The 24,095-nt window shown below is 71.4% G+C and carries 18 protein-coding genes; 12 read left to right on the forward strand and 6 right to left on the reverse strand.

The annotated features are described in order from the left end of the window. The first annotated feature begins 73 nt into the window (after nucleotides 1-73). The 5 genes from ACXKR8_RS45375 to ACXKR8_RS45395 all read left to right on the forward strand — a co-directional run bounded on the left by ACXKR8_RS45375 (nucleotide 74) and on the right by ACXKR8_RS45395 (nucleotide 4,216). Nucleotides 74-1,135, forward strand: a complete 1,062-nt coding sequence (locus ACXKR8_RS45375) for an acyl-CoA dehydrogenase family protein (RefSeq protein ID WP_458270378.1) — start codon at nucleotides 74-76, stop codon at nucleotides 1,133-1,135. After that, nucleotides 1,132-1,947, forward strand: coding sequence for a PIG-L deacetylase family protein (locus tag ACXKR8_RS45380; protein WP_458270379.1), 816 nt, complete (start codon nucleotides 1,132-1,134; stop codon nucleotides 1,945-1,947). The genes ACXKR8_RS45375 and ACXKR8_RS45380 overlap by 4 nt, the downstream gene beginning before the upstream one ends. Beyond that, a complete protein-coding gene (locus ACXKR8_RS45385; RefSeq protein ID WP_458270380.1) occupies nucleotides 1,944-2,570 on the forward strand; it encodes a methyltransferase domain-containing protein in 627 nt (208 codons plus the stop codon). The genes ACXKR8_RS45380 and ACXKR8_RS45385 overlap by 4 nt, the downstream gene beginning before the upstream one ends. Further along, entirely contained in the window at nucleotides 2,567-3,283 is a 717-nt protein-coding gene (locus ACXKR8_RS45390; RefSeq protein ID WP_458270381.1) for a glycosyltransferase family 2 protein, read from the forward strand. The genes ACXKR8_RS45385 and ACXKR8_RS45390 overlap by 4 nt, the downstream gene beginning before the upstream one ends. 156 nt (nucleotides 3,284-3,439) lie before the next feature. Beyond that, on the forward strand, nucleotides 3,440-4,216 hold the full coding sequence (locus tag ACXKR8_RS45395) for an alpha/beta hydrolase family protein (RefSeq protein ID WP_458270382.1): 777 nt from the start codon (nucleotides 3,440-3,442) through the stop codon (nucleotides 4,214-4,216). A gap of 33 nt (nucleotides 4,217-4,249) precedes the next feature. Here ACXKR8_RS45395 and ACXKR8_RS45400 read toward each other — a convergent pair whose 3' ends face one another. After that, complete coding sequence (locus ACXKR8_RS45400; protein WP_458270383.1) at nucleotides 4,250-5,356, reverse strand: AI-2E family transporter; 1,107 nt, start codon at nucleotides 5,354-5,356, stop codon at nucleotides 4,250-4,252. A 91-nt stretch (nucleotides 5,357-5,447) separates the two neighbouring features. Continuing rightward, nucleotides 5,448-6,359: an RNA polymerase sigma factor SigF gene (locus ACXKR8_RS45405; protein WP_458270384.1), complete on the reverse strand. Its 912-nt coding sequence runs from the start codon at nucleotides 6,357-6,359 to the stop codon at nucleotides 5,448-5,450. Nucleotides 6,360-6,592: 233 nt separating this feature from the next. Between ACXKR8_RS45405 and ACXKR8_RS45410 the strand changes: the two genes are divergently transcribed. Beyond that, nucleotides 6,593-7,612, forward strand: coding sequence for an SDR family oxidoreductase (locus ACXKR8_RS45410; protein WP_458270385.1), 1,020 nt, complete (start codon nucleotides 6,593-6,595; stop codon nucleotides 7,610-7,612). 13 nt (nucleotides 7,613-7,625) lie between these two features. On the opposite strand, the gene ACXKR8_RS45415 is transcribed toward ACXKR8_RS45410, so the two are convergent. Further along, a complete protein-coding gene (locus tag ACXKR8_RS45415; RefSeq protein ID WP_458270386.1) occupies nucleotides 7,626-8,744 on the reverse strand; it encodes an FAD-dependent oxidoreductase in 1,119 nt (372 codons plus the stop codon). Nucleotides 8,745-8,826: 82 nt separating this feature from the next. On the opposite strand from ACXKR8_RS45415, the gene ACXKR8_RS45420 reads away from it, so the two are divergent. The 3 genes from ACXKR8_RS45420 (at nucleotide 8,827) to asnB (ending at nucleotide 12,778) form a co-directional block, all read left to right on the forward strand. After that, nucleotides 8,827-9,594, forward strand: coding sequence for a TetR/AcrR family transcriptional regulator (locus ACXKR8_RS45420; protein ID WP_458270387.1), 768 nt, complete (start codon nucleotides 8,827-8,829; stop codon nucleotides 9,592-9,594). Between the two features lie 49 nt (nucleotides 9,595-9,643). Beyond that, entirely contained in the window at nucleotides 9,644-10,738 is a 1,095-nt protein-coding gene (locus ACXKR8_RS45425) for a YihY/virulence factor BrkB family protein (RefSeq protein WP_458270388.1), read from the forward strand. Nucleotides 10,739-10,927: 189 nt separating this feature from the next. Beyond that, nucleotides 10,928-12,778 carry an asparagine synthase (glutamine-hydrolyzing) gene (asnB, locus tag ACXKR8_RS45430; protein ID WP_458270389.1) on the forward strand — a complete coding sequence of 617 codons (1,851 nt, stop codon included), beginning with the start codon at nucleotides 10,928-10,930 and terminating at the stop codon, nucleotides 12,776-12,778. A gap of 72 nt (nucleotides 12,779-12,850) precedes the next feature. On the opposite strand, the gene ACXKR8_RS45435 is transcribed toward asnB, so the two are convergent. The 3 genes from ACXKR8_RS45435 to ACXKR8_RS45445 form a co-directional block, all read right to left on the reverse strand. After that, nucleotides 12,851-13,090: a hypothetical protein gene (locus ACXKR8_RS45435; RefSeq protein ID WP_458270390.1), complete on the reverse strand. Its 240-nt coding sequence runs from the start codon at nucleotides 13,088-13,090 to the stop codon at nucleotides 12,851-12,853. Nucleotides 13,091-13,120: 30 nt separating this feature from the next. After that, a complete protein-coding gene (locus ACXKR8_RS45440) occupies nucleotides 13,121-13,477 on the reverse strand; it encodes an SsgA family sporulation/cell division regulator (protein WP_458270391.1) in 357 nt (118 codons plus the stop codon). A 257-nt stretch (nucleotides 13,478-13,734) separates the two neighbouring features. Then, nucleotides 13,735-19,836 carry a beta strand repeat-containing protein gene (locus tag ACXKR8_RS45445; RefSeq protein WP_458270392.1) on the reverse strand — a complete coding sequence of 2,034 codons (6,102 nt, stop codon included), beginning with the start codon at nucleotides 19,834-19,836 and terminating at the stop codon, nucleotides 13,735-13,737. 265 nt (nucleotides 19,837-20,101) lie between these two features. On the opposite strand from ACXKR8_RS45445, the gene araB reads away from it, so the two are divergent. Genes araB through araA form a run of 3 tightly spaced genes read left to right on the forward strand, consistent with a single transcriptional unit; the run spans nucleotide 20,102 to nucleotide 24,068 of the window. Continuing rightward, nucleotides 20,102-21,796 carry a ribulokinase gene (gene araB, locus ACXKR8_RS45450; protein WP_458270393.1) on the forward strand — a complete coding sequence of 565 codons (1,695 nt, stop codon included), beginning with the start codon at nucleotides 20,102-20,104 and terminating at the stop codon, nucleotides 21,794-21,796. Continuing rightward, entirely contained in the window at nucleotides 21,793-22,569 is a 777-nt protein-coding gene (locus tag ACXKR8_RS45455) for an L-ribulose-5-phosphate 4-epimerase (protein ID WP_458270394.1), read from the forward strand. The genes araB and ACXKR8_RS45455 overlap by 4 nt, the downstream gene beginning before the upstream one ends. Then, nucleotides 22,566-24,068 carry an L-arabinose isomerase gene (gene araA / locus ACXKR8_RS45460; protein ID WP_458270395.1) on the forward strand — a complete coding sequence of 501 codons (1,503 nt, stop codon included), beginning with the start codon at nucleotides 22,566-22,568 and terminating at the stop codon, nucleotides 24,066-24,068. Before ACXKR8_RS45455 ends, araA begins: the two co-directional genes overlap by 4 nt. Nucleotides 24,069-24,095: the final 27 nt, after the last annotated feature.

Genomic DNA, 24,095 nt, shown 5'->3' on the forward strand with positions numbered 1-24,095 from the left:
GTCCTCCGATTGGCCGTACCCCCGGTGTCGCGGATCTCGGGCCGGGGCACCTGTGATCCATGAGGTCGACATCGTGACACCTGCACCGAACCAGCCGACCACGGACACCCCGGACCCCGACCCGCTGCGCGGCGGACACCCCGCCGGGGCGGACCTGGACGGGCACCGGCTCGCCGTCGCCCGCGAGTTCCGGCGGATGGTCGAGGCCGGTGAACTGGAGTTGCCGCTGCCGGGCTCGGGCGACACCCGCACCCGCTGGCACGCGCTGACGGCGCTCGCCGAACGCGATCTGGCCCTGGCCCGACTCGCCGAGGGCCACACCGACGCCCTGGCGATCCTGGCCGAGCTGGACTTCCTCGGCGTGCCGGGGGTGCCGACCCCGGAGCCGGGGTCGCGGTGGGGGGTGTGGGCGGCGGAGCCGCCCGGCACCACGCTCAAGGCCGGCCAGGACCCGGACGGGACCTGGCGGCTGACCGGGGCCAAGGCCTACTGCTCCGGCGCCCGGGTGTGCACCGACGCCCTGGTCACCGTCCGTGACGGTGAGCGGAGGCTGCTGTTCGCGGTCCCGGTGGGGCCCGGCGTGATCCCCGTGCCCGACAGCTGGCCGGTCGCCGGAATGAACGCCAGCGACACCCTCGACCTGGAATTCGACGGGGCTCCGGCCACCCTGATCGGTGATTCCGGCGCCTATCTGGACCGGCCGGGCTTCCAGCACGGCGGCATCGGCGTGGCCGCCTGCTGGTACGGCGGGGCCAAAGCGGTCGCGGCGACCCTGCTCGCCGCCGCCGCTGGACACGGCCCCGAGCCGCACACCCTGGCCCACCTGGGCGCGGTCGACGCCCGGCTGCAGGGGATCTCCGCGCTGCTGGACCGTGCGGCGCGGGAGCTGGACGCCGACCCCGCCGACAAGCGGGGCGGCGCCGCGCTGCGGTCCATGCGGCTGCGCGCGGCCACCGAGGACGCGGCGATGGCCGTGCTGCACCACGTCGGCCGCGCCCTGGGCGCCGCACCGCTGGGGCACGACCGCGACCACGCCCGGCGGGTCACCGACCTCACGGTCTACCTCCGCCAGCACCACGGCGAACGCGACCTGGCCGGCCTGGGCGCGGCCCTGGTCGCCGAGGGCAGCCAGTGACCGCCGGCAGCGGGCAGGCCCGGACGGCCCCCGGCAACGCGAGCCAGGCCCCTGGCAACGTCATTCAGGCACCCGACAATGCCATTCAGGCACCCGGCACGCCGGAGGAGGCGTGGGCGGCCTGGGCCGCCCCGGCGGGCTTCCCCGTCCTGGACCTCTCCGGCCTGCGGCGCGTGCTGCTGGTGGCCGCGCACCCGGACGACGAGGTGCTCGGCCTGGGCGGCACCATCGCCCGGCTGGCCGCGGCGGGCGCCCGGCTGCGGCTGGTGTCGGTGACCGACGGCGAGGCCTCCCACCCGCACAGCACCGCCCCGATCGCCCGGGACCTGGTGCGGGTGCGGACCGCCGAGACCAGAGCGGCGCTCGCGGCCCTGGGAGCCGCTGACGCCGAGATCGTGCGGCTGCGCCTGCCCGACACCGGGGTGGCCGACCAGGAACGGGCGCTGGCCAAGCAACTGGCCGACCTGGCCGACGGCTTCGACGTCATCGCCGCCCCCTGGAGCCAGGACGTCCACGGCGACCACGAGGCCGCCGGGCGCGCTGCCCTGGCCGCCGGGGCCGCCACCGGCGTCCCGGTGCTGCAGTACCCGGTCTGGGCCTGGCACTGGGCCGGGCCGGGGGACCCCCGCGTCCCCTGGCACCGGGCCGCCCGGATCCCGCTGGGGGCGGAGGACCGGCGCCGCAAACGGGCCGCGCTGGACTGCTTCGTCAGCCAGCTCACCCCGCTGGGCCCGGAGCCGGCCGACGCCGCGGTGCTGCCCCCGGCGGAGATCGCCCACTTCCTTCGCGACTACGAAACGGTCCTGCGATGAGCACCCCGGCCGACTACTTCGAGGCGATGTACCAGGACACCGACGACCCCTGGCACCTGGGTGAACGCTGGTACGAGCAGCGCAAGTACGCGCTCACCGCCGCCGCGCTGCCCCGGGCGCGCTACCGCAGCGGCTTTGAACCCGCCTGCTCGGTGGGCGCGTTGAGCGTACTGCTGGCCGCCCGCTGCGACCGGCTGCTCAGTTGCGACCGCTCGCCGCGTGCGGTCGCCGCCGCCACCGCCCGGCTGGCCGGTCAGCCGCAGGCCAGGGTGGAGCACCGGCTGCTGCCGCAGCAGTGGCCTGCCGGCAGTTTCGATCTGATCGTGCTGTCCGAGTTCCTCTACTATCTGGACCCGGCCGGCGTCGAGCGGGTGCTCGACCTGGCGGTGCGCGCCCTGGAACCGGGCGGCACCCTGGCCGCCGTGCACTGGCGCCACCCGGTCCCGGACCACAGCCAGACCGGGGACGCGGTGCACCGCCAACTACTGGGCGCGCCAGGCCTGGTGCGGATCGCCGAGCACAGCGAAACCGACTTCCTGCTGGACGTGCTGGTGCGCCCGCCCACGGCGGACATGACCGACCCGGCCCGGTTGTCGGTGGCCGCCGCGGAAGGCCTGGCGTGATCGCGGCGATCGCCGTCGTCATCCCCGCCCGGGACGAGCAGCGCCTGATCGGCGCCTGTTTGGCCTCGATCCGCCGAGCCGCGGACCACCCCGCGGTGCTGGGTCTGCCGGTCACCGTGCTGGTGGCGGCCGACAGTTGCCGCGACCGGACGGTCCCGATCGCCCGTCGCCACCACGCCGACATTCTGGAGGTCGACTGCCGCAGTGCCGGCGCGAGCCGGGCGCTGGGCGCGGCCCACGCCCTGGAACTGGTCCGCGCCGGCAATCCGGAATTGACGGACCGTCAACTGTGGCTGGCGCACACCGACGCGGACACCGTGGTCCCCGAGAACTGGCTGGCCGACCAGCTGACGCACGCCGCGGCAGGCGCGCACGCGGTGGCCGGACTGGTCCGGGTCCGGGACTGGAGCGGCCACACCGCCACCACGGCGGTCCACTTCCTGAACCACTACGACCGGCCGCAGGCCCATGTGCACGGGGCGAACCTGGGCGTGCGCGCCGACGCCTATCTGGCCGTCGGCGGGTTCCCGCCGCTGGCCGTGGGCGAGGACCGGGCCCTGATCGCGGCGCTGGAGCGGGCGAAGTACCGGGTGCATGCCTCGGCCGACGCCCGGGTGATCACCTCCGCCCGGCGCGACCCCCGTGCGCCGGGCGGCTTCGGACACTTTCTGCTGGACCTGGAAAAGGAGTTGGGCGGGATGGCGTCCGGCTGATAGTTTCTCGGCCGTACCGTGATTCCGCGCGAGGAGGTGAGACCCATGAACGCTGTAGCTGGATGGGTGCTCCCCCTTGCCGTCACGGTCGGGCGACAGACATAGGTGTCGCCGGGAGCGCCGCAACACCAAGGCACTCCCGAAAGGCTGAATCCTATGAACTCTCTGAAGAACTCCCTGAATTTCACCGCCGACACCGCGTCGAACGGCGTCCGCGAGCGTGACTTCACCGTGGGTGAGGTCACCGGCGTGCTCTGGTCGCCGGTCTCCGGCTCCGAGCGTGCGCCCCTGGTCCTGATGGGCCACGGCGGCGGCAACCACCGCAAGGCCCCGGCCATGACCGGCCGGGCCCAACTCCTGGTCCACGGCGCCGGATTCCATGTCGCCTGCATCGACGCACCGGGTCACGGCGACCGGCCGCGCACGGCGCACGACGAGCAGGAGATCGCCGAACTGTTCCGGGCCAGGGCAGCGGGCGAGCCGGAAGGCCCGATCGTGGTCCGCTACAACGCGCACCTGGCGGAACTCGCCCTGCCCGAGTGGCTGGCGACCCTGGACGCGCTCCAGGAACTGCCGGAGATCGGCGCCGACGGGCCGGTCGGCTACTTCGGCATCAACATGGGAACCGCGATCGGACTGCCGTTCGTGGCGATCGAACCCAGGATCACGGCAGCGGTCTTCGGCCAGCACTGGCCCGACCTCCTGGCCGAGAAGGCGCGGCAGATCACCATCCCGATCGAGTACGACCTGCAGTGGGACGACGAGCACATCCCGCGTGAGGCCGGTCTGGCGCTGTTCGACGCCTTCGCCTCCAAGGAGAAGACGCTGCACGCCAACGCGGGCCGGCACAAGGAACTGCCCAGGTTCGAGGCGGACAGCGCGGTCCGGTTCTTCGCCCGGCACCTGGGCGCGGCCGTGACCGCAACGGCCTGATCCGACCGGTATCGGTCGGCGCTGAGGGGGCTCTCAGCGTCGGTCGATGCCGGGCAGGACGGCGTCGTCCAGGATCAGGCCGATGGCCACCGCGATCGGGATCGCGATCAGGGCGCCGATGATCCCCAGCAGCGTGCCGCCGACCAGGACGCCGAGGATGGTCACCAGCGGATGGACCTCGACCGCGAACTTCATCGCCTTGGGCATGATCAGATAGTCCTCGGCGACCCGGAAGACGATGTAGAACGCGGCCGTGGCGATGGCCACCGGCAGTGAGACCACCAGCGCCACCAGGGACACCACGATGCCGCCGATGGTCGAGCCGATGATCGGGATCAGGTCCATCACCGCGACGAACACCCCCAGCGCCGCGGGGTACGGGACGCCGAAGATCTGCAGCCAGATGAAGGTGGCCAGCCCGGCGATGACCGAGGTCGCCAGGTTCCCCAGCATGTAGCGGCCGGTGCGCAGCAGGATCTCGTCGGTGATTTCGGCGGCGTGCTCGCGCTTGCTGCCCGCGACGAAGCGCAGCCCGAAGCGCTTCAGCGAGGGCAGCCCGGCCAGGAAGTACATGGTCAGCGTGATCACCAGGAACAGGCCGGTCAGGGTGGTGACCACCAGTTGGCCCGCGCCCATCAGACTGCCGACCACATTGCCGCCGTCGGAGCCGACGGCCTGCTTGGCCTTGGCGGTCAGGTGGTACTTGTCCTCCAGCTTGCCGAGGAAGGAGTGGTGGTCGTGCAACTGCTGCAGCCAGACCGGGACGTTGTGGATCAGCGCGTTGATCTCATTGGTGACCGGGCTGACGAACAGCAGCGACAGCGCGCCCAGCAGCAGGAACAGGCCGATGATGACGAGCGCCACCGCCCGGGGCCGGGTCAGGCCGTAGCGGGTGAGCAGCCGCACCACCGGATCGGCGCTGACCGCGATCACCAGGGAGAGCAGGACGAGCATCAGGATGCTCTCCAGGTGCTGGACGGCCTGGATGAGCCAGTACGCCAGCAGGGCCCCCAGGCTCAGCCGGAACCCGATCGAGAACCAGGACCTGGTCCCGGCACCGTCCGAGGTGCCGGGACCAGGCCTCGGTCCGGGGAGAGCGGCGCCGCCGGCGCTGTCCGGTGCGGCTTCCTGCGTGCTCACGGAGTGCTCCTGCGAATGAGTGGGCCCGCAGCGCGAGCACCGGCGGTGGAGTCCGGTCGCACCGACCGGCCCGATGGGAGCAGGGTAGCGGTCAGTCCTGGGTCAGCAGTTGGTCGCGCAGCTGACCGAGGGCGCGGGAGAGCAGCCGGGAGACATGCATCTGCGAGATGCCCAGGACGGCGCCGATCTCGGACTGGGTCATCTCGGCGCCGAAGCGCATCGAGATGATGGCCTTGTCCCGCTCGCCCAGTTGCGCCATCAGCGGCTTGAGGGATTCCAGGTTCTCGACCATCTCCACGCCGGGGTCCACCTCACCCAGGCGGGCGGTGAAGGAGGTCCCGTCCTCGCCCTCGTCGCTGCCGGGGGAGCCGGCGTCGATGGAGCTGACGGAGTATCCGTTGGCCGCCACCAGTCCCTCGCGGACCTCGTCCTCGCTGATGCCCAGATGGGCGGCGAGTTCGGCGTCGGTCGCGGGACGGCCGATGGCGAAGGCGAGTTCGTCGCCCGCCTTGGCCAGCGCCAGCCGGAGTTCCTGCAACCGTCGTGGGACGTGGACGGCCCAGCTGGTGTCGCGGAAGAAGCGCTTGATCTCGCCGATGATGGTGGGCATGGCGAAGGTGGGGAATTCCACCTCCTGGTCGAGGTCGAACCGGTCGATGGCCTTGATCAGGCCGATGGTGCCGACCTGGACGATGTCCTCCATCGGCTCGCTGCGGGTGCGGAAGCGGCGGGCGGCGAACTTCACCAGGGTCAGGTTGAGTTCGATCAGGGTGTTGCGCACGTACTGGTACTCGTGCGTGCCCTCCTCCAGCACGGCCAGCCGTCCGAACAGGACCTTGGACATCGCCCGGGCGTCCTGGGCGGTGCTGTTGCGCGGATCCGAAAGGTCCAGCTCGGGGAACAGCTCTGCTCCCCGGCGTGCGGGCGCCACGGGCGCGGTGACCGCGCTGGTGGCGGGGGCTGTGCGGGTCGCCAGGGCGATCGGCTGGGGGCTGGACGGCATCGGGGAGTCCCCTTTCGGATGAGGCAAGCGCGACGGACCGGGATGGCCTCGCGCATGCGTCTGTGCGATGCCGCTTACCCGGCAACGGGAAGTTAAGCGTCCCCAATCCTAGGAAAATATTGCCGCCGCCACCTCGGGCCGGGTTTGGTGATCCGACGTCACGGGGGTAGCCGCTCCTCAGGGCCGGTCACGCCCACCTCCGTCGTGGAGATGCCATGAGTCTGGGAGCTGCCATGAGTACACCCCCGTTCGACCAGGTCGTTGTCATCACCGGAGCGAGCGGCGGCATCGGACGCGCCACCGCGCAGGCCTTCGCCGCCCGGGGCGCGAAGGTCGCCCTGCTCGCCCGGGGCGAGAAGGGGCTGGCCGGCGCCGCCGCCGACGTCGAGCGCCTCGGCGGCCAGGCCCTGGCCATTCCCACGGACATGGCCGACCCCGACCAGGTCGAGGCCGCCGCCACGCAGGTCGAGGAGGAGTTCGGCCCGATCGACGTCTGGGTCAATGTGGCCTTCACCTCGGTGTTCTCACCGTTCACCGAGATCACCGCCGCCGAGTACAAGCGGGTGACCGAGGTCAACTACCTCGGCTACGTCTACGGCACCATGGCCGCGCTGACCCGGATGAAGCCGCGCGACACCGGCACGATCGTGCAGGTCGGCTCGGCGCTGGCGTACCGCGGCATCCCGCTGCAGACCGCCTACTGCGGCTCCAAGCACGCGATCCAGGGATTCCACGAGGCGCTGCGCTGCGAGCTGCTGCATGACCGGAGCGGTATCCGGACCACCATGGTGCAGATGCCCGCGGTCAACACCCCGCAGTTCGACTGGGTGCTCTCCCGGCTGTCCAAGCCCGCCCAGCCGGTCCCGCCGATCTACGAGCCCGAGGTCGCCGCCCGCGCCGTCGTGTACGCGGCCGACCACCCGGGACGGCGCGAGTACTGGGTCGGCGGCAGCACCATGGGCACCCTGATCGCCAACGCCGTCGCCCCCGGCCTGCTGGACCGCTACCTCGCCAAGACCGGCTTCTCCTCCCAGCAGGACGACCGCCCCCAGGACAAGGACCACCGCACCAACCTCTGGGAGCCCGCCGACGGCAAGGACGGCCACGACTACACTGCCCACGGCAGCTTCGACGACCGCGCCACCAGCCGCAGCCCCCAGCTCTGGGCCTCCCAGCACCACGGCGCCCTGGCCGCACTCGCGGCAGCGGGGCTGCTCGCGGCAGCCACCGCCGGGCTGCGGTCACGGCGCTGAGTGCTTGTCGGGGCTATTCGGCTCCGGTGAACATGCTGATCAGGCTGTGGGGTGTGCTGTCGCCGAAGAGGAGCTGGTGGAGTTCCGCGCCATCGGCGGCGGCCGCGGCGCTGCGGGGGAACATGGCCTGCTCGTATCCGCCGAGCGCGGCCTCGAGGTCGTCGGGGTGCGCGGCGATGGCTTGGCCGAGTTCGGCGCCGTCGTACATGGCCAGGTTGGCGCCCTCGCCGTTCGGGATCGAGAGGTGGGCGGCGTCGCCGAGCAGGGTCACCCCGGGCACCCGGTCCCACCGGTGCTCCACGGGCAGGGCGCTGAGGGTGCGCAGGACCGGGGCGGTCTCCCCGTCGGTGATCAGCGCGGTGAGCTCCGGCGCCCAGCCGTCGAACTCCTGGGCGATCCGCGCGGCGGACGCGGCGGAGTCGGTGAAGTCGATTGCGGCGAACCAGTCCTGCGGCTTGGTGAGCGCCACATAGGTGTGCAGGGTCCCGCCGCTCTCGCGGTGGGCCTGGATCCCCTTGCCGGGCGCGAGCGCGAACAGCGCCCCGCCGCCGACCGCCTTCGCGGTGGCCGGGTGCCGGGTGTCGCTGTCGTACAGGTAGGTCTCGACGAACGACGTGCCGGTGTACTCGGGCGCGGCGTCGGAGAGCAGCGGCCGGACCCGTGACCAGGCGCCGTCCGCGCCGACCAGCAGGCTGGTGGTGACGCTGCTGCCGTCGGCGAAGGCCACCTCGTGCCGACCCGCGCCGAGCGCGCGGACGCCGCTGACCTTGTGCCCCCACCGGACGGTGCCGGGCGGGAGCGACTCGAGCAGGATCCGTCGCAGCTCGCCGCGCAGCACTTCGGGGCGTCCCCGGGTGCTGTCGTCGTCGAACAGGACGGCTCCGTCCGAGGCGAGCACCCGGGTGGCCTCGCGGCCCTCCAGGATGAGGCCGCGGAACTCGTCCATCAGCTCCGCCGCCTGGAGCGCCGGCTGGCCGTTGTCCTCGTGGATGTCGAGCATCCCGCCCTGGGCGCGCGCCGTCGCCGAGGCCTCCGCCTCGTAGACGGTGGACGGGATGCCGTGGACGTGCAGGACGCGGGCGAGGGTGAGGCCGCCGAGGCCGGCTCCGATGATCGTGACGTGGGTGTTCATGGGTGGCTCCCTTCCGGGGGTTCTGGAATGCCGTTCCACAACCATGTTGGAACAGCGTTCCAGATATGTCAAAATGTGCAGCATGGCACCACGGACACGTAGGACGACGTCGGAGCGGCGGACCGAGGCGCTCAGCCGCGAGCGCATCATCGAGGCCGCCGTCGAGCTGCTGGACGCGACGGGGGAGGGCGGGCTGACCTTTCGGGCGCTGACCGAGCGGCTCGCCACCGGGCCTGGGGCGATCTATTGGCATGTAGCGAACAAGAGCGAGCTGCTCGACGCCGCCACCGACGCCGTCGTTGCGGCCGCGCTGGCCGTCGAGCCCGGCGGGGCGCGGGGGTCCGCCGGGGCCGACGAGCCCGTCGCCGCGCCCGCCGGGGCCGGGGGCTCGGCGCCGGAGGAGGCCATCCGCGCCGTCGCGCTCGGTCTGTTCGACGCGACCGAGGCCCACCCCTGGCTCGCCGCCCAGCTGGCCACGCAGCTCGCCCGCGGCCCGTGGCAGTCGGTGACACCGCGGATCTTCGAAAGCATCGGTCGTCAGGTCCGCGCGCTGGGCGTCCCCGAGGGCAACTGGTTCACCGCGACCTCCGCGCTGGTGCACTACATCCTCGGCGCGGCCGGCCAGAACGCGGCGAACACCGCGAACGCCCGCACCCTCGGGCCCGACCTGGACCGCAGCGAGTTCCTCGACACCGTGTCGACGGCATGGGAGCAGCTGGACCCCGACGACTACCCGTTCGCCAGGGCCGTCGCGGACCAGATGCGCGACCACGACGACCGCGAGCAGTTCCTCGCCGGGATCCATCTCATCCTCGCCGGCATCAACGCGGTCCACCCGCCCACCATCTAGGAGGGTACGGGGGAGGATTCGCGAACGGGATCGCGGATACGCGCACGGTATGGCAGCCGCAGGCAGTGAACCCAGCAGTGAGCAGGCCGTCCCGGCCCAGACAGTCCCGGCCCAGACAGTCCCGGAACAGCCCAAGGCTGGCCCGGCCCAGGCCGTGGAGCAGGCCGCGCCTGACGAGCTCAAGCAGGTGCCGCCGCGCTCCTGGTGGCTGGTGCTGCGCCGGACGATCAGTCAGTTCACGGCGGACGAGCTGACGGACCGGGCCGCCGCGCTGACGTACTACGCGGTGCTGGCGATCTTCCCGGCGCTGCTGGTCCTGGTCTCCCTGCTGGGGCTGACCGGGACGTCGACGACCAACCGGCTCCTGGACAACCTGCAGCAGCTGACCCCCGGTTCGGCCCGCACCATCCTGCACAACGCCGTCACCCAGCTCCAGGCCAGCCGCGGCACCGGCGGCGTCCTGGCGATCGTCGGCCTGCTCGGCGCCCTGTGGTCCTCCTCGGGCTACATCGGCGCCTTCATCCGCGCGGCGAACAACGTCTACGACATCCGCGAGGGCCGCCCGCTGTGGAAGACCCTGCCGCTGCGGCTCGGCCTGACCGCGCTGATGATGATCCTGCTGGCGGCCAGCGCCGCGATCGTGGTGTTCACCGGCCCGCTGGCCGATCAGGCCGGGCACCTGCTCGGCGTCGGCAGCAGCGGCCTGACGGTCTGGTCGATCGCCAAATGGCCGGTGCTGGTGCTGCTGGTGGCCCTGATGGTGGCCATCCTGTACTGGGCCGCCCCCAATGTGCACGTCCCGCGCTTCCGCTGGCTGTCCCCCGGCAGCATGATCGCGGTGCTGATCTGGCTGCTGGCCTCCGGCGGGTTCGCGCTGTACGTGGCCAACTTCAGCAACTACAACCGCACCTACGGCACCCTGGCCGGGGTGATCGTCTTCCTGGTGTGGCTGTGGATCTCCAACCTGGCCATCCTGCTCGGCCTGGAGTTCGACGCCGAACTCGCCCGCGAACGCGCCGTCGAGGGCGGCCTGCCGCTGGACGAGGAGCCCTACGTCGAACCCCGCGACACCCGCACCTGGCCGAAGTCCCTGCTCCAGGCGACTCAGCGGCGCCGTCGCGCGGGGGGTCGCGCGGAGCGTTGAGCTGGAGCAGGTATGCCCCATTTCGGTCGTTTGTGTTGCCCGTGGCCGGAACCCTGCGCCTTTGAGTACATGACACTTGTACTATGCAACGAAATATGGTTAGCGTACTCACCATGGGGTCGTACGGGACACGGCCCCGCTCAGCCCCGCCCTGCGCGGAGCGATGACCGGAGAGGACACCGCAGCCATATGTGCGGAATCACCGGATGGATCTCCTACGACCACGACCTGAACCGTGAACGCGGCACCCTGGCCGCGATGACCGAGACCATGGCCTGCCGCGGCCCGGACGCCGACGGCGTATGGGTGGACGCCCACGCCGCGCTCGGTCACCGCCGCCTGGCAGTGATCGACATCGCCGGGGGCACCCAGCCGATGTCCGTCGAGAGCGACGGCCGGACCCTGCTGGTCACCACCTACAGCGGCGAGATCTACAACTACCGCGAGCTCCGCGCCGAACTGGCCGCCCTCGGGCACACCTTCCGGACCGACAGCGACACCGAGGTCGCCCTGCACGCCTACCTGCAGTGGGGCGAGGACTTCACCCAGCGCCTGAACGGCATGTACGCCTTCGCGCTGTGGGACCCGCGGGAACAGGAACTGCTGCTGGTGCGCGACCGCATGGGGATCAAGCCGCTCTACTACTACCCCACCGGCGACGGAGTCATCTTCGGCTCCGAGCCCAAGGCGATCCTGGCCCACCCCCAGGTCTCCGCCGTCGTCGATGCCGAGGGCATGGCCGAACTCCTGGCCTTCACCAAGACACCCGGCCACGCCGTCTACCGCGGCATGCACGAAGTACGCCCGGGCCACACCCTGCGGGTGCGGCGCGGCAGCTGCACCGAACGACGCTACTGGGCCCTGGAGTCGTACGAGCACACCGACGACCTCGGCACCACGGTCTCCCACGTCCGGGCCCTCCTGGACGACATCGTCGACCGGCAGCTGATCGCCGACGTCCCGCTGTGCAGCCTGCTCTCCGGCGGCCTGGACTCCTCGGTGATCACCGCGCTCGCCGCCAAGGCCCTGGCTGCGGACGGCCGCGGACCGGTGCGCTCCTTCGCGGTCGACTTCGTCGGCCAGACCGAGAACTTCCAGGCCGACTCGCTGCGCGCCACCCCCGACGGCCCGTACGCCCGGGAACTGGCCGCCTTCGTGCACGCCGACCACCGCGACATCATGCTGAACACCGAGCAGTTGATGGACCGGGGCAACCGCGAACGGGTGCTGTTCGCCCGCGATCTGCCCTCCGGCATGGGCGACGGCGACACCTCCCTGTACCTGCTGTTCAAGGCCGTCCGCGAGCAGTCGACCGTGGCGCTCTCCGGAGAGTCCGCCGACGAGGTCTTCGGCGGCTACAGCTGGTTCCACGAGGAGAAGGTCGTCAACGCCGAGGCCTTCCCCTGGCTGCACGCCATCAGCGCCGGCTTCGCCGGCGACGCCACCGGCGAGCGCGACGCCATGCTCGATCCCGCCCTCCTCCACCGGATCGACGTACCCGGATACCGCGAGGCCCGCTACCGCGAAGCCCTGGCCGAGGTGCCGAGGCTGGCCGGCGAGACCGGCCTGGAGCGCCGGATGCGCGAGATCAGCCACCTGCACCTGACCCGCTTCGTGCAGATCCTGCTGGACCGCAAGGACCGGGCAAGTATGGCCACCGGGCTCGAGGTCCGGGTGCCGTTCTGCGACCACCGGCTGGTCCAGTACGTCTTCAACACGCCCTGGGCGATGAAGACCTTCGACGGCCGCGAGAAGTCCCTGCTGCGCGCCGCCGCCCGCGACGTCCTCCCGGACTCGATCGCCAACCGGGTCAAGAGCCCCTACCCCAGCACCCAGGACCCCCGCTACGCCGAGTCGATACGCCGTGAGATGCAGCAGTTGCTCGCCGACCCGCAGGCGCCGGTCCGCCCGCTGCTCGACGTCGCCGCCGCCACGCAGGCGACCGGCTCCGCCCCTGGGGCGGAACTGCGCAACAGCGGCGAAATCGTCCTGGCCCTGAACAGTTGGCTCGGCCACTATCAGGTGTCGCTGGAGATCTGAACACCGGCGGCCCCGGGCTCGTGCCATCCGGGCACGAGCCCGGGGCCGCCGGCAAGCCTGTTCCCGGCGTGCTCAGTCGTCGGAGAGGTCGCGTAGTTCGCGGAGGATCACGGCGGTGCCGGTGGCCAGGGCCAGCGCTGCGACGGCGGCGTTGACCAGTCGCAGGGTGTCGCCCTCCTGGCGGGCGTCGCGGATCTCCTTGACGATGCCGAAGCCGCCGAAGGCGCTGCCGCCGAGGCTGAGCAGGAGTCCGGGCTTGGAATCTCTGAAGCCCTGGAGCTGCTTGGCCTTCTTCTTGGCTGTGGACGTCATCGCGCTTCCCTCCGTCGCAACGGGGATCGATCAGGGTCGTTGGAGCAGCCCGGTCAGGGCGCGCCAGTTGATGGCGGGCGATTCGCTGCCCAGCGGCACCAGGGCGCAGGTGGCGTCCAGGAACTGGGTCAGGTCGTCAGTGGCCACGGTGACCAGGGCGTAGTCGGGGCCGGCGTGCAGCTCGAAGGCGGTGCTCTCACCGTCGGGGTGGATCCGGATGTCGCCGAGGCCGGCAGGGGCGAGGAGACCGTCCGCGATCAGATCCCGGCCGATGATCCACTGGGCGGGTCGCCCGTCCACGGCCATGGCGGCCTCGAAGGCGGCAGTGATCTGCAGCGGGTGGCGGCTGTTGTAGGTGAGGGTCATCCGGGATTCGAGCGTGCTCACCGGGCCGTGCAGTTGGAAGCGTACGACCTGACGAACCTGTCCCGTTGACCGCATACGCCACCATTTCTCCTGTTGAGCGGCAGCACTGCGGTGTGCTGCCGATGTTCGCCCCCTACCCGACGTCCACGAACCCATGCGGAACCCATGCGCGGGGCCGGGACGTCCGGGACGCCCCGAACACCACGGGACGGCGACGGCCCCTCCCCGGCCGGGTGGGTTCCCGGGCGGAGAGGGGCCGTCGCTTTCCAGCTGTCCCGCTACTGCTGCCTACGGCGGCGGTAGGCCAGCAGCAGGCCGGCGCCGAGGAGCGTGGTGGCCAGTGCACCCCAGGTCAGGTACGTCAGTTGGGCGGACGCACCGGTGGGGGCCATATGGCCGGGCTTCACCGGGGGAGCCGGGGGAACCGGAACCGGCTTGGGCTTGATCGGGATCCGGACACTGGACGGCGGCGAGTCGATCGGCGGACCGAACGGCGGGTTGCCGCCGACCACAGCGGTGTTGCTGAGGCTGCTGCCCTTGAGGTCGGCCTGGGTCACCGTGTAGACGGCCGTGCAGAGCAGGGACGCGCCCGGTGCCAGCGAGGTGGTGCCCTTGGGGCAGGTCACGGCTACCAGCCCGCTGCCGGTGAACGCGGTCTCCTTCGCGAGCAGGCGGGTGAGGGTGACGTTGCCGGTGTTGGTGACCCGGAAGGAGAACGGGACCTTCTGGCCCACGCTGGTGATCACCTTGGTGGTGCTGGTCTTCAGCAGGCTGACCGCCGGGTGCCGCTCGGCCGTCACCGTCGCCCGGGACGGCGGCGAGGTCACCGGCGGGCCCGTCGGGGGAGTGCCGGTGGCGACAGCGGTGTTGGTGACCTGGCCGGCGTCGATGTCCGCCTGGGTGGTGGCATAGCTCGCGGTGCAGGTCACCGAGGCCCCTGCGGCCAAGGAAGCGGCGGCAGCCGGGCAGGTGACGGTCGGCTTCGGCCCGGCACCGGTGAACACGGTGTCCCTGACGGTCACTCCGGTGAGGGTGACATTGCCGGTGTTGGTCACCAGGAACGAGTAGCTGACCTTCCGTCCGATCGTGTCGACCGTCTTCGGCGACGCCGACTTCAGGAGGGTGAGCGACATGTGCTTGGTCGCGGTGACGGTGGCCTGGGACGGCGGCGAGGTCACCGGCGCCCCGGCCGGGGGAGTCCCGGTGGCGACGGCGGCATTGGTGATCCGACCGGCGTTGATGTCGGCGGGTGTCACCGTGTAACTGGCGGTGCAGGTCACCGACGCGCCCGGAGCCATCGCGGCGGCGCCCGCCGGGCAACTGGCCACCGGGGCGGTGCCGGTGCCGGAGAACGCGGTCTCGCTGACCGTCACATGAGTGAGCGTCACATTGCCGGTGTTGGTCACCACGAAGGAATAGTGCACGGTCTGTCCAGCCGCGGTGACCGTGGTCGGCAGAGCGGACTTCACGAGGGTGAGGGCCGGCGCGGGGACGTTGGGAACGTTCACGGACGACGGGGGCGAGCTGACCGGCGGCCCTGACGGCGGATTGCCGTTCGTGTGGGCGGTGTTGGAGACCTTGCCGGTGTCGATGTCGGCCTGGGTGACGGTGTAGCTGGCGGTGCAGGTGACCGACGCCGCCGGTGCGAGCGAGGCTGCGCCCGCCGGGCAGGTGATCACCGGGGCGGTGCCGGTGCCGGTGAACGCGGTCTCGGTGACCGTCACATCGGTGAGCGTGTCATTGCCGGTGTTGGTGACCAGGAATGAGTAGTGCAGCACCTGGCCGGCCACCGTCAGCTCGGTCGCGTCGACCGACTTCACCAGGGTGAGCGCGGGCGCGGGGGTGGCCGTCACGGTGGCGTTGGACGGCGGGGAATCGACGGGGGATCCGGTGGGCGGGGTCCCGGTGGCCTTGGCGTTGTTGGTGATCTGGCCGGCGTTGATGTCGGCCTGGGTGACGGTGTAACTGCCGGTGCAGGTGACCGAGGCTGTCGGCGCGAGCGAGGCTGCGCCCGCCGGGCAGGTGACCATCGGAGCAGGGCCGGTGCCGGAGAACGCGGTCTCGGTGACCGTCACATCGGTGAGGGTGACATTGCCGGTGTTGGTGACCAGGAAGGAGTAGCTGACGCTCTGTCCGGCCGCGGTGACGGTGGTCGGCGTGGCCGACTTGACCAGGGTGAGCGCGGGGCTGGCGGTGGCAGTCACCGTGGCATTGGACGGCGGGGAGTCCACGGGTGAGCCGGTGGGTGGGGTGCCGGTGGCGGTGGCGTTGTTGGTGATCTGGCCGGCGTTGATGTCGGCCTGGGTGACGGCATAACTGCCGGTGCAGGTGACCGACGCGCCCGGTGCGAGCGAGGCTGCGCCTGCCGGGCAGGTGATCACCGGTTTGGTGCCGGTGCCGGAGAACGCGGTCTCGGTGACTGTTGCCGCGGTGAGGGTGACGTTGCCGGTGTTGGTGATCAGGAACGAGTAGTCGACGGTCTGTCCGGCTGCGGTGACGGTGGTCGGTGCGGCGGACTTGACCAGCGTGAGCGCCGGGTTGGCAGTGGCGGTCACGGTGGCGTTGGACGGAGGCGAGTCAACAGCTGGCCCGGTGGGCGGGGTGCCGGTGGCCTTGGCGTTGTTGGTGATCTGGCCGGCGTTGATGTCGGCCTGGGTGACGGTGTAACTGCCGGTGCAGGTGACCGTGGCCGCCGGCGCCAGCGAGGCGGCGCCTGCCGGGCAGGTGACCACCGGAGCAGGGCCGGTGCCGGAGAACGCCGTCTCGGTGACCGTCACATCGGTGAGGGTGACATTGCCGGTGTTGGTGACCAGGAAGGAGTAGCTGACGCTCTGTCCGGCCGCGGTGACGGTGGTCGGCGTGGCCGACTTGACCAGGGTGAGCGCGGGGCTGGCGGTGGCAGTCACCGTGGCATTGGACGGCGGGGAGTCCACGGGTGAGCCGGTGGGTGGGGTGCCGGTGGCGGTGGCGTTGTTGGTGATCTGGCCGGCGTTGATGTCGGCCTGGGTGACGGCATAACTGCCGGTGCAGGTGACCGACGCGCCCGGTGCGAGCGAGGCTGCGCCTGCCGGGCAGGTGATCACCGGTTTGGTGCCGGTGCCGGAGAACGCGGTCTCGGTGACTGTTGCCGCGGTGAGGGTGACGTTGCCGGTGTTGGTGATCAGGAACGAGTAGTCGACGGTCTGTCCGGCCGCGGTGACGGTCGTCGGTGCGGCGGACTTGACCAGCGTGAGCGCCGGGTTGGCAGTGGCGGTCACGGTGGCGTTGGACGGAGGCGAGTCAACAGCTGGCCCGGTCGGCGGGGTGCCGGTGGCCTTGGCGTTGTTGGTGATCTGACCGGCGTTGATGTCGGCCTGGGTGACGGCGTAGCTGCCGGTGCAGGTGACCGAGGTGCCCGGTGCCAGCGAGGCGGCGCCTGCCGGGCAGGTGACCACCGGAGCAGGGCCGGTGCCGGAGAACGCGGTCTCGGTGACCGTCACATCGGTGAGGGTGACATTGCCGGTGTTGGTGACCAGGAACGAGTAGTCGACGGTCTGTCCGGCCGCGGTGACGGTCGTCGGCGCGGCCGACTTGACCAGCGTGAGCGCAGGCGCAGCGGTGGCGGTCACCGTCGCGTTGGACGGCGGTGAGTCCACGGCCGGGCCGGTCGGCGGGGTGCCGGTGGCGTGGGCGGTGTTGGTGACCCTGCCGGCGTCGACGTCCGCCTGGGTGACGGTGTAGCTCGCGGTGCAGCTGACCGACACCCCGGGTGCCAGCGACGCGGCGCCCGCAGGGCAACTGATGACGGGTTTGGTGCCGGTGCCGGAGAAGGCGGTCTCGGCCACCGTCACCCCGCTCAGCGTGACATTGCCGGTGTTGGTGACCAGGAAGGAGTAGTCCACCGTCTGTCCGGCCGCGGTGACCGTGGTCGGCACGGCCGACTTGACGACGGTGAGCGCAGGCGCGGCCGTGGCGGTCACCGTCGCGCTGGACGGTGCGGAGTGGACCGCCGGGCCGGTCGGCGGGGTGCCGGTGGCCACAGCGGTGTTGGTCACCTTGCCGGCGTTGATGTCGGGCTGCGTCACCGGGTAGCTCGCGGTGCAGGTCACCGATACGCCCGGGGCCATCGCGGCGGCGCCCGCCGGGCAGGTGATCACCGGCGCGGGTCCGGTGCCGGAGAACGCGGTGTCGGCGACGGTCACCCCGTGCAGGGTGACATTGCCGGTGTTGGTGACCAGGAACGAGTACGCCACGCTCTGTCCGGCCGCGGTGACCGTGGTCGGCGCGGCCGACTTCACCACGCTGATCGACGGCGCGGGGACGTTGGGGACGGTGACCGACGAGGGCGGCGCGGTGACCGGCGGGCCGGACGGCGGAGTACCGGTGGAGATCGCGGTGTTGCTGACCCTCCCGGTGTCGATGTCCGTCTGGGTCACGGTGTAGCTCGCGGTGCAGGTCACCGACACCCCCGGCGCGAGCGACGCCGCGCCCGCCGGGCAGCTGATCACCGGAGCGGTCCCCGAGCCGGAGAACGCGGTCTCGGTCACCGTCACCCCGTGCAGCGTGACATTGCCGCTGTTGGTCACCACGAAGGAGTAGTGCAGCACCTGGCCGGCCACGGACAGCTGGGTCGCGTCGACCGACTTGACGACCAGCAGGGCCGGGTTGGCGGTCGCGGTCACCGTGGCGCTGGACGGCGGTGAGGTGACCGCCGACCCGGACGGCGGGGTGCCACTGGCCACCGCGGTGTTGGTGATCCTGCCGGTGTCCATGTCCGTCTGGCTGGCGGCGTAGGTCGCGGTGCAGGTCACCGACGCGCCCGGCGCCAGCGATGCGGCGCCCGCCGGGCAGGTGGCGACCGGAGTCGTGGCTGAGCCCGAGAACGCGGTCTCCGCCACCGAGACGCCGCTCAGGGCGACGTTGCCGGTGTTGGTGACCAGGAACGAGTACGCCACGCTCTGTCCGGCCGCGGTGATCGCCGTCGGCGCGGCCGACTTCACGATGGTGATCGACGGCGCCGGGGCACGGGGTGTGTTGGTGAAGGTGCAGACCACGTTCGGTGTGCTGGCGTCGGTCCGGGTCGCGGGAAAGACCAGGGAGAACGACGTACCTGTCCCCGAGGAGACCGGGGCGTTGCCGTTGGCCGCGTCGACGCAGGTGTAGGCCGTGGTGTAGTTGGCGAGGCTGGCGCCGGCGGCCGCGGTCTCGGCCAGGTCGTAGCTGAGGCCCGAGGCCGGGATCACCGGGCCGGCCACCTGCGACTGGACGCCGGTCGCGGTGCCGGTGGTGGTGGCGGTGTTGCCCCCGCTGATGCCGTTGCCGCTGATCTCCAGGCCGAACTGGTCGTTGGAGCTGGGCGAGGTGACGAACCGTCCGACGATGTTCTTCTGCAGGCTCAGCGTCGGGTTCGTGGAGCAGGCGCCGAGGTCCACCGAGAGGAAGGCGTTGTTGGAGTAGCCCTTCGGGCCGGAGAGGACGGCGCCGGTGTTGGGGTTGAGCCCTTCGATGGAGGTGAGGTTGCTGCCGGTGCTGAACTCCACGTACATCTGGCCGGCGTTGTTGAACGCCATGCCGTTGTAGCTGTTGCTGTTCGGGTTGGGGAGGGTGCTGAGGACCGTGCTGGTAAGCGCCGCCCCGTTGGTGGACCCGGTGGTGGGGATGGGTCCGGACACCCGGCTGATGCCGGAGGCGGTGCCGGCCGAGGCGAGCACGTACATGTTCCCGAGGGCGTCGAAGGCGAGGTCGCCGTTGACGGCGCTGCTGCTGGCGATCGGCAGCGGGAAGGTGCCGATGATGCCGGGGATCGCGGTGTTGGTGGTGGTGTTGAACCCGTAGAGGGTGCCGGTGCCGGGCTTGGTGCTGGTGCCCGTGCCGAAGTTGGCGTAGTAGTAGACGCCGTTGGCCCGGTTCACCGCGCCCGCGACGAAGTTGCTCCCGGTCCCGGCCGGTCCGGTGTACGTGGTCCAGGTCTGGGTGAGCGCGTCGTAGCCGTAGACGTTGACCGAGCCGGCGACGGCCGGGCTCTGGTCGACCGCGTAGGCGGCCAGGCCGCCCCGGGTCACGCCCAGGGCGTTGGCCTGGCCGGAGCCGGCCGGCAGGGTGCTGACCACGGTGGCGCTGACCGTGCTGGGCGTGCCCGCGGCGAGGGTGCTGACGTCGAGGGAGAGCAGCGTTCCCCGGGCCGCGGTGTTGCTGCCGCGCTGGTAGGCGTAGATCGTCCCGCCCGAGCAGTCCAGCGGGGCACCGGCCGCCCTGGCCTTGCCGAAGGGAGCCCGACCGAACGGAACTGCCGCGCTCGCCGCCGACAGCAGGGGCCCGAACAGGGTCGCCATCACCAGCAGCACCGCGAGGACCGCGCGCAGGGCCTGAACGGAACTCGGACGGTATCGGGCTGGGGACATCGGGCCGGCTCCCAAGGGTGCTCACACGCATGGTCAAATCGTCATAAAAAGTACAAGTTATGTATACGGGCGCCTGGTGACGGCGGGTCGGATCCACCGCAGGCGCGCCGAAACACCAACCCTTCGGCCTATCGACGGCCTGTAGGCACTGGTTCGAACCCTTGACGCGGGCGCTGTGTGAGCGCTAACAATATGAGTCCACCGCCGCTTCCGGCGGATCCTCTGGACCTCCCGTGCTGCTGGCACACCCCTTGCGGAGCTGATTGTGAGCGTTAACATTCCCGTGGTCGTCGGTGTCGACTTCGGCACCCTGTCCGGTCGCGCGGTCGTGGTCTCCACGGCGGACGGTGCCCAGCTCGCCGAAGCGGTGCACGAGTACCGCCACGGCGTGGTGGACCGTCTGCTTCCCGACGGCAGCACCGTGCTGGGCCCTGACTGGGCCCTGCAGGTGCCGGAGGACTGGCGCGAGGTGCTGCGCCTGGCCGTGCCGAAAGCCCTCGTGGCGGCAGGGGTGCGGGCGGAGCAGGTGGTGGGCATCGGCACGGACTTCACCGCCTGCACCGTGCTGCCGACCGACGCGGCAGGCACCCCGCTGTGCGAACTGCCCGGCCTGGCGGCCCGCCCGCACGCCTATCCGAAGCTGTGGCGGCACCATGCCGCCCAGCCGCAGGCGGACCGGATCAACGCGCTGGCCGCGGAACGGGGCGAGCCATGGCCGGCCCGCTACGGCGGGAAGGTCTCCAGTGAGTGGCAGTACGCCAAGGCGCTGCAGCTGCTGGAGGAGGATCCGGAACTCTACGGCGCCACCGAGCGCTGGATCGAGGCGTCCGACTGGATCGTCTGGGAGCTGACCGGCGCCGAGAGCCGCAATCTGTGCGCGGCCGGCTACAAGGGCATGTACCAGCCCGACCTGCTGACGCCCGAACAGGCGGGCCGTCCTGGTGCGGACTTCCTGGCCGCCCTGGATCCCGGCTTCGCCGGCTTCACCGCGAAGCTCGACCACCCGCTGTCGCCGCCGGGCGCGGCCGCGGGCACCCTGACCGCCCGGGCCGCGGCCCTGACCGGACTGAAGGAGGGCACTCCGGTCAGCGTGGGCCATGTCGACGCCCATGTCACCAACGCCGCGGCCCGGGCCCTCGAACCCGGGCACATGCTCGCGATCATGGGCACCAGTACCTGCCACATCATGAACTCGGACATCCTCGCCGAGGTCCCCGGCATGTGCGGGGTGGTCAGGGACGGCATCGTGCCGGGGCTCTGGGGCTACGAGGCCGGACAGAGCGGGGTGGGCGACATCTTCGCCTGGGCCGTGCGCACCGTCCTCCCCGAGCGGTACGCGATCGAGGCCCGCGAGCGCGGTCTCTCCCCGCACGAACTGCTGACCGAGAAGGCCGCCGCCCAACCCGTCGGAGGCCATGGCCTGGTCGCCCTGGACTGGCACAGCGGCAACCGCTCCACCCTGGTGGACCACCGCCTGTCCGGGATGGTGCTGGGACTGACCCTGGACACCTCGCCCGAGGACCTCTACCGGGCCCTGTTGGAGGCCACCGCCTTCGGCACCCGCATGATCGTCGAGGCATTCGAGGAGGCGGGCGTCCCGGTCACGGAGTTCACCGTCGCCGGCGGACTGCCGAAGAACCTGCTGCTGATGCGGATCTACAGCGACGTGCTGCGCCGGCCGATCCATGTCATCGGCTCGGAGCAGGGCCCGGCGCTGGGCGCGGCGATCCATGCGGCGGTCGCCGCCGGGGCCCACCCGGACATCACCGCGGCCTCCGCCGCCATGGGGCGGGTCGACCGCGCGGTGCACCTCCCCGACCAGGCCCGGGCGGACGTCTACGACCAGCTCTTCGCCGAGTACCGCGAGCTGCACGACCACTTCGGCCGGAACGCGAGCCGTGCCATGCACCGCCTGCGGGCCCTGCGCGACCGCAGCAACCGAGAGGACGCCACCCGATGAGCAGCACCCCGCCAGGACCCGTGCGGACCCACCGCCCCCACCCCCCGACCCGGCCGGACCGCCGGGCGCTCGACCAGGCCAGGGCCGAGGTGTGCGCGCTGCACGCCGAACTGCTGCGCTGGGGCCTGGTCGCCTGGACCAGCGGGAACGTCAGTGCCCGGGTGCCCGGCGCCGACCTGATGGTGATCAAGCCGAGCGGCCTGTCCTACGACGAACTGACGCCGGACCGGATGATCGTCTGCGACCTGGACGGCAGGCGGCTGGAGGGCGAGCTCGCCCCGTCCTCCGACACCGCCGCCCACGCCTATGTCTACCGGCACCGCCCGGACGTGGGCGGAGTGGTGCACACCCACTCCCCGTACGCCACCGCCTGGGCGGCCGCGGGCCGACCGATCCCGTGCGCGATCACCGCCATGGGCGACGAGTTCGGCGACGACATCCCGGTCGGCCCGTTCGCACTGATCGGCGACGACTCCATCGGCCGGGGCATCGTGGCCACCCTCGACGGCCACCGCTCGCCCGCCGTGCTGATGCGCGGGCACGGCGTCTTCACCGTCGGCAAGGACGCCAGGGCCGCCGTCAAGGCAGCGGTGATGTGCGAGGACGTCGCCCGCACCGTCCTGCTGGCCACCCAGCTCGGCCAGGTCGAGCGGCTCCAGCAGCAGGACGTCGACCGGCTCTACGACCGCTACCAGAACGTCTACGGCCAGGACCCGGCGCCCGACCGGTGCGCCGGGCCGGCCGCCACCTCCGAAGGAGACCACTCCGTATGACCATCGTCGCCCCCGCAGAGGTCTGGTTCCTGACCGGCAGTCAGGGAATGTACGGAGAGGAGACGCTGCGCCAGGTCGCCGAACAGTCCGCGACCATCGCCGACACCCTGGGCGCCGGACTGGCGAACGTGCACCTGGTCTGGAAACCGGTGCTCACCGACGCCGCGGCCATCCGCCGGGTGATGCTGGACGCCAACGCCGATGACGCCTGCGTCGGCGTCATCACCTGGATGCACACGTTCTCACCGGCCAAGATGTGGATCGCCGGGCTGGACGCGCTGCGCAAGCCGCTGCTGCACCTGCACACCCAGGCCAATGTCGCGCTGCCCTGGGCGAGCATCGACATGGACTTCATGAACCTGAACCAGGCCGCCCACGGCGACCGCGAGTTCGGGTACCTCCAGTCCCGGCTGGGCCTCGCTCGCAAGACCGTGGCAGGGCACGTGAGCGACCCGACGGTGGTCGCCGGGGTCGGCAGCTGGGCCCGCGCCGCCGTCGGCCGCAATGAACTGGCCACCCTGCGGCTGGCCCGCTTCGGCGACAACATGCGCGACGTCGCCGTCACCGAGGGCGACAAGGTCGAGGCCCAGCTGCGCTTCGGCGTCTCGGTCAACACCTACGGTGTCAATGACCTGGTCAACGCCGTTGACAGCAGCGATTCCGCCGCCGTGACCGACCTGGTCAAGGAGTACCAGGACCAGTACCGGGTGTCCCCCGAGCTGCGGACCGGCGGAGAGCGCCATGGGTCGCTGCGCTATGCCGCACGCATCGAGTTGGGACTGCGCAGTTTCCTCAGCGCGGGCGGCTTCCGTGCCTTCACCACCAATTTCGAGGACCTCGGCGGCCTGCGCCAACTCCCCGGGCTCGCCGTCCAGCGGTTGATGGGAGAGGGCTACGGCTTCGGTGGCGAGGGCGACTGGAAGACCTCCGCGCTGCTGCGCGCGGTCAAGGCGATGGGCGCGGGACTGCCCGGCGGCACCTCGTTCATGGAGGACTACACCTACCATCTGGAAGCCGGCCGGGAGCTGATCCTGGGCGCCCATATGCTCGAGGTCTGCCCCAGCATCGCCGTAGGAACTCCGGCCGTGGAGATCCACCCGCTGGGTATCGGCGGCCGGGAGGACCCGGTCCGGATGGTGTTCGACGCGGCTCCCGGGCCCGCGGTCGTGGTCGGTATGGCCGACCTCGGCGACCGCTTCCGGCTGGTCGCCAACGCGATCGACACCGTGGCGCCTCCCGAACCGCTGCCGCGGCTGCCGGTCGCCCGCGCGGTGTGGAGTCCGCGTCCCACCCTGCGTACCTCCACCGAGTGCTGGCTCACCGCCGGAGGGCCGCACCACACGGTCTACTCCAGCGCCCTCGGGGTCGAGGAGCTCGCCGACTTCGCCGAGATGACCAACACCGAACTCGCCCTGATCGGGGCGGACACCACCACCCGCCGTTTCACCCAGGAACTGCGCTGGAACCGGGCCTACCACCGGCTGGCGCAGGGTCTGTGAGACAACGGTCGAAACACGGCCGGCACA

It is taken from the genome of Streptacidiphilus sp. PAMC 29251 (assembly GCF_054208735.2).

Bases quoted from the DNA above. Each gene is read 5' to 3' on its own strand.
- ACXKR8_RS45385 (WP_458270380.1), top strand. From the start codon at position 1,944: ATGAGCACCCCGGCCGACTACTTCGAGGCGATGTACCAGGACACCGAC.
- ACXKR8_RS45395 (WP_458270382.1), top strand. From the start codon at position 3,440: ATGAACTCTCTGAAGAACTCCCTGAATTTCACCGCCGACACCGCGTCG.
- ACXKR8_RS45405 (WP_458270384.1), bottom strand. From the start codon at position 6,359: ATGCCGTCCAGCCCCCAGCCGATCGCCCTGGCGACCCGCACAGCCCCC.
- ACXKR8_RS45410 (WP_458270385.1), top strand. From the start codon at position 6,593: ATGAGTACACCCCCGTTCGACCAGGTCGTTGTCATCACCGGAGCGAGC.
- ACXKR8_RS45415 (WP_458270386.1), bottom strand. From the start codon at position 8,744: ATGAACACCCACGTCACGATCATCGGAGCCGGCCTCGGCGGCCTCACC.
- ACXKR8_RS45420 (WP_458270387.1), top strand. From the start codon at position 8,827: ATGGCACCACGGACACGTAGGACGACGTCGGAGCGGCGGACCGAGGCG.
- ACXKR8_RS45425 (WP_458270388.1), top strand. From the start codon at position 9,644: ATGGCAGCCGCAGGCAGTGAACCCAGCAGTGAGCAGGCCGTCCCGGCC.
- asnB (WP_458270389.1), top strand. From the start codon at position 10,928: ATGTGCGGAATCACCGGATGGATCTCCTACGACCACGACCTGAACCGT.
- ACXKR8_RS45435 (WP_458270390.1), bottom strand. From the start codon at position 13,090: ATGACGTCCACAGCCAAGAAGAAGGCCAAGCAGCTCCAGGGCTTCAGA.
- ACXKR8_RS45445 (WP_458270392.1), bottom strand. From the start codon at position 19,836: ATGTCCCCAGCCCGATACCGTCCGAGTTCCGTTCAGGCCCTGCGCGCG.
- ACXKR8_RS45455 (WP_458270394.1), top strand. From the start codon at position 21,793: ATGAGCAGCACCCCGCCAGGACCCGTGCGGACCCACCGCCCCCACCCC.
- araA (WP_458270395.1), top strand. From the start codon at position 22,566: ATGACCATCGTCGCCCCCGCAGAGGTCTGGTTCCTGACCGGCAGTCAG.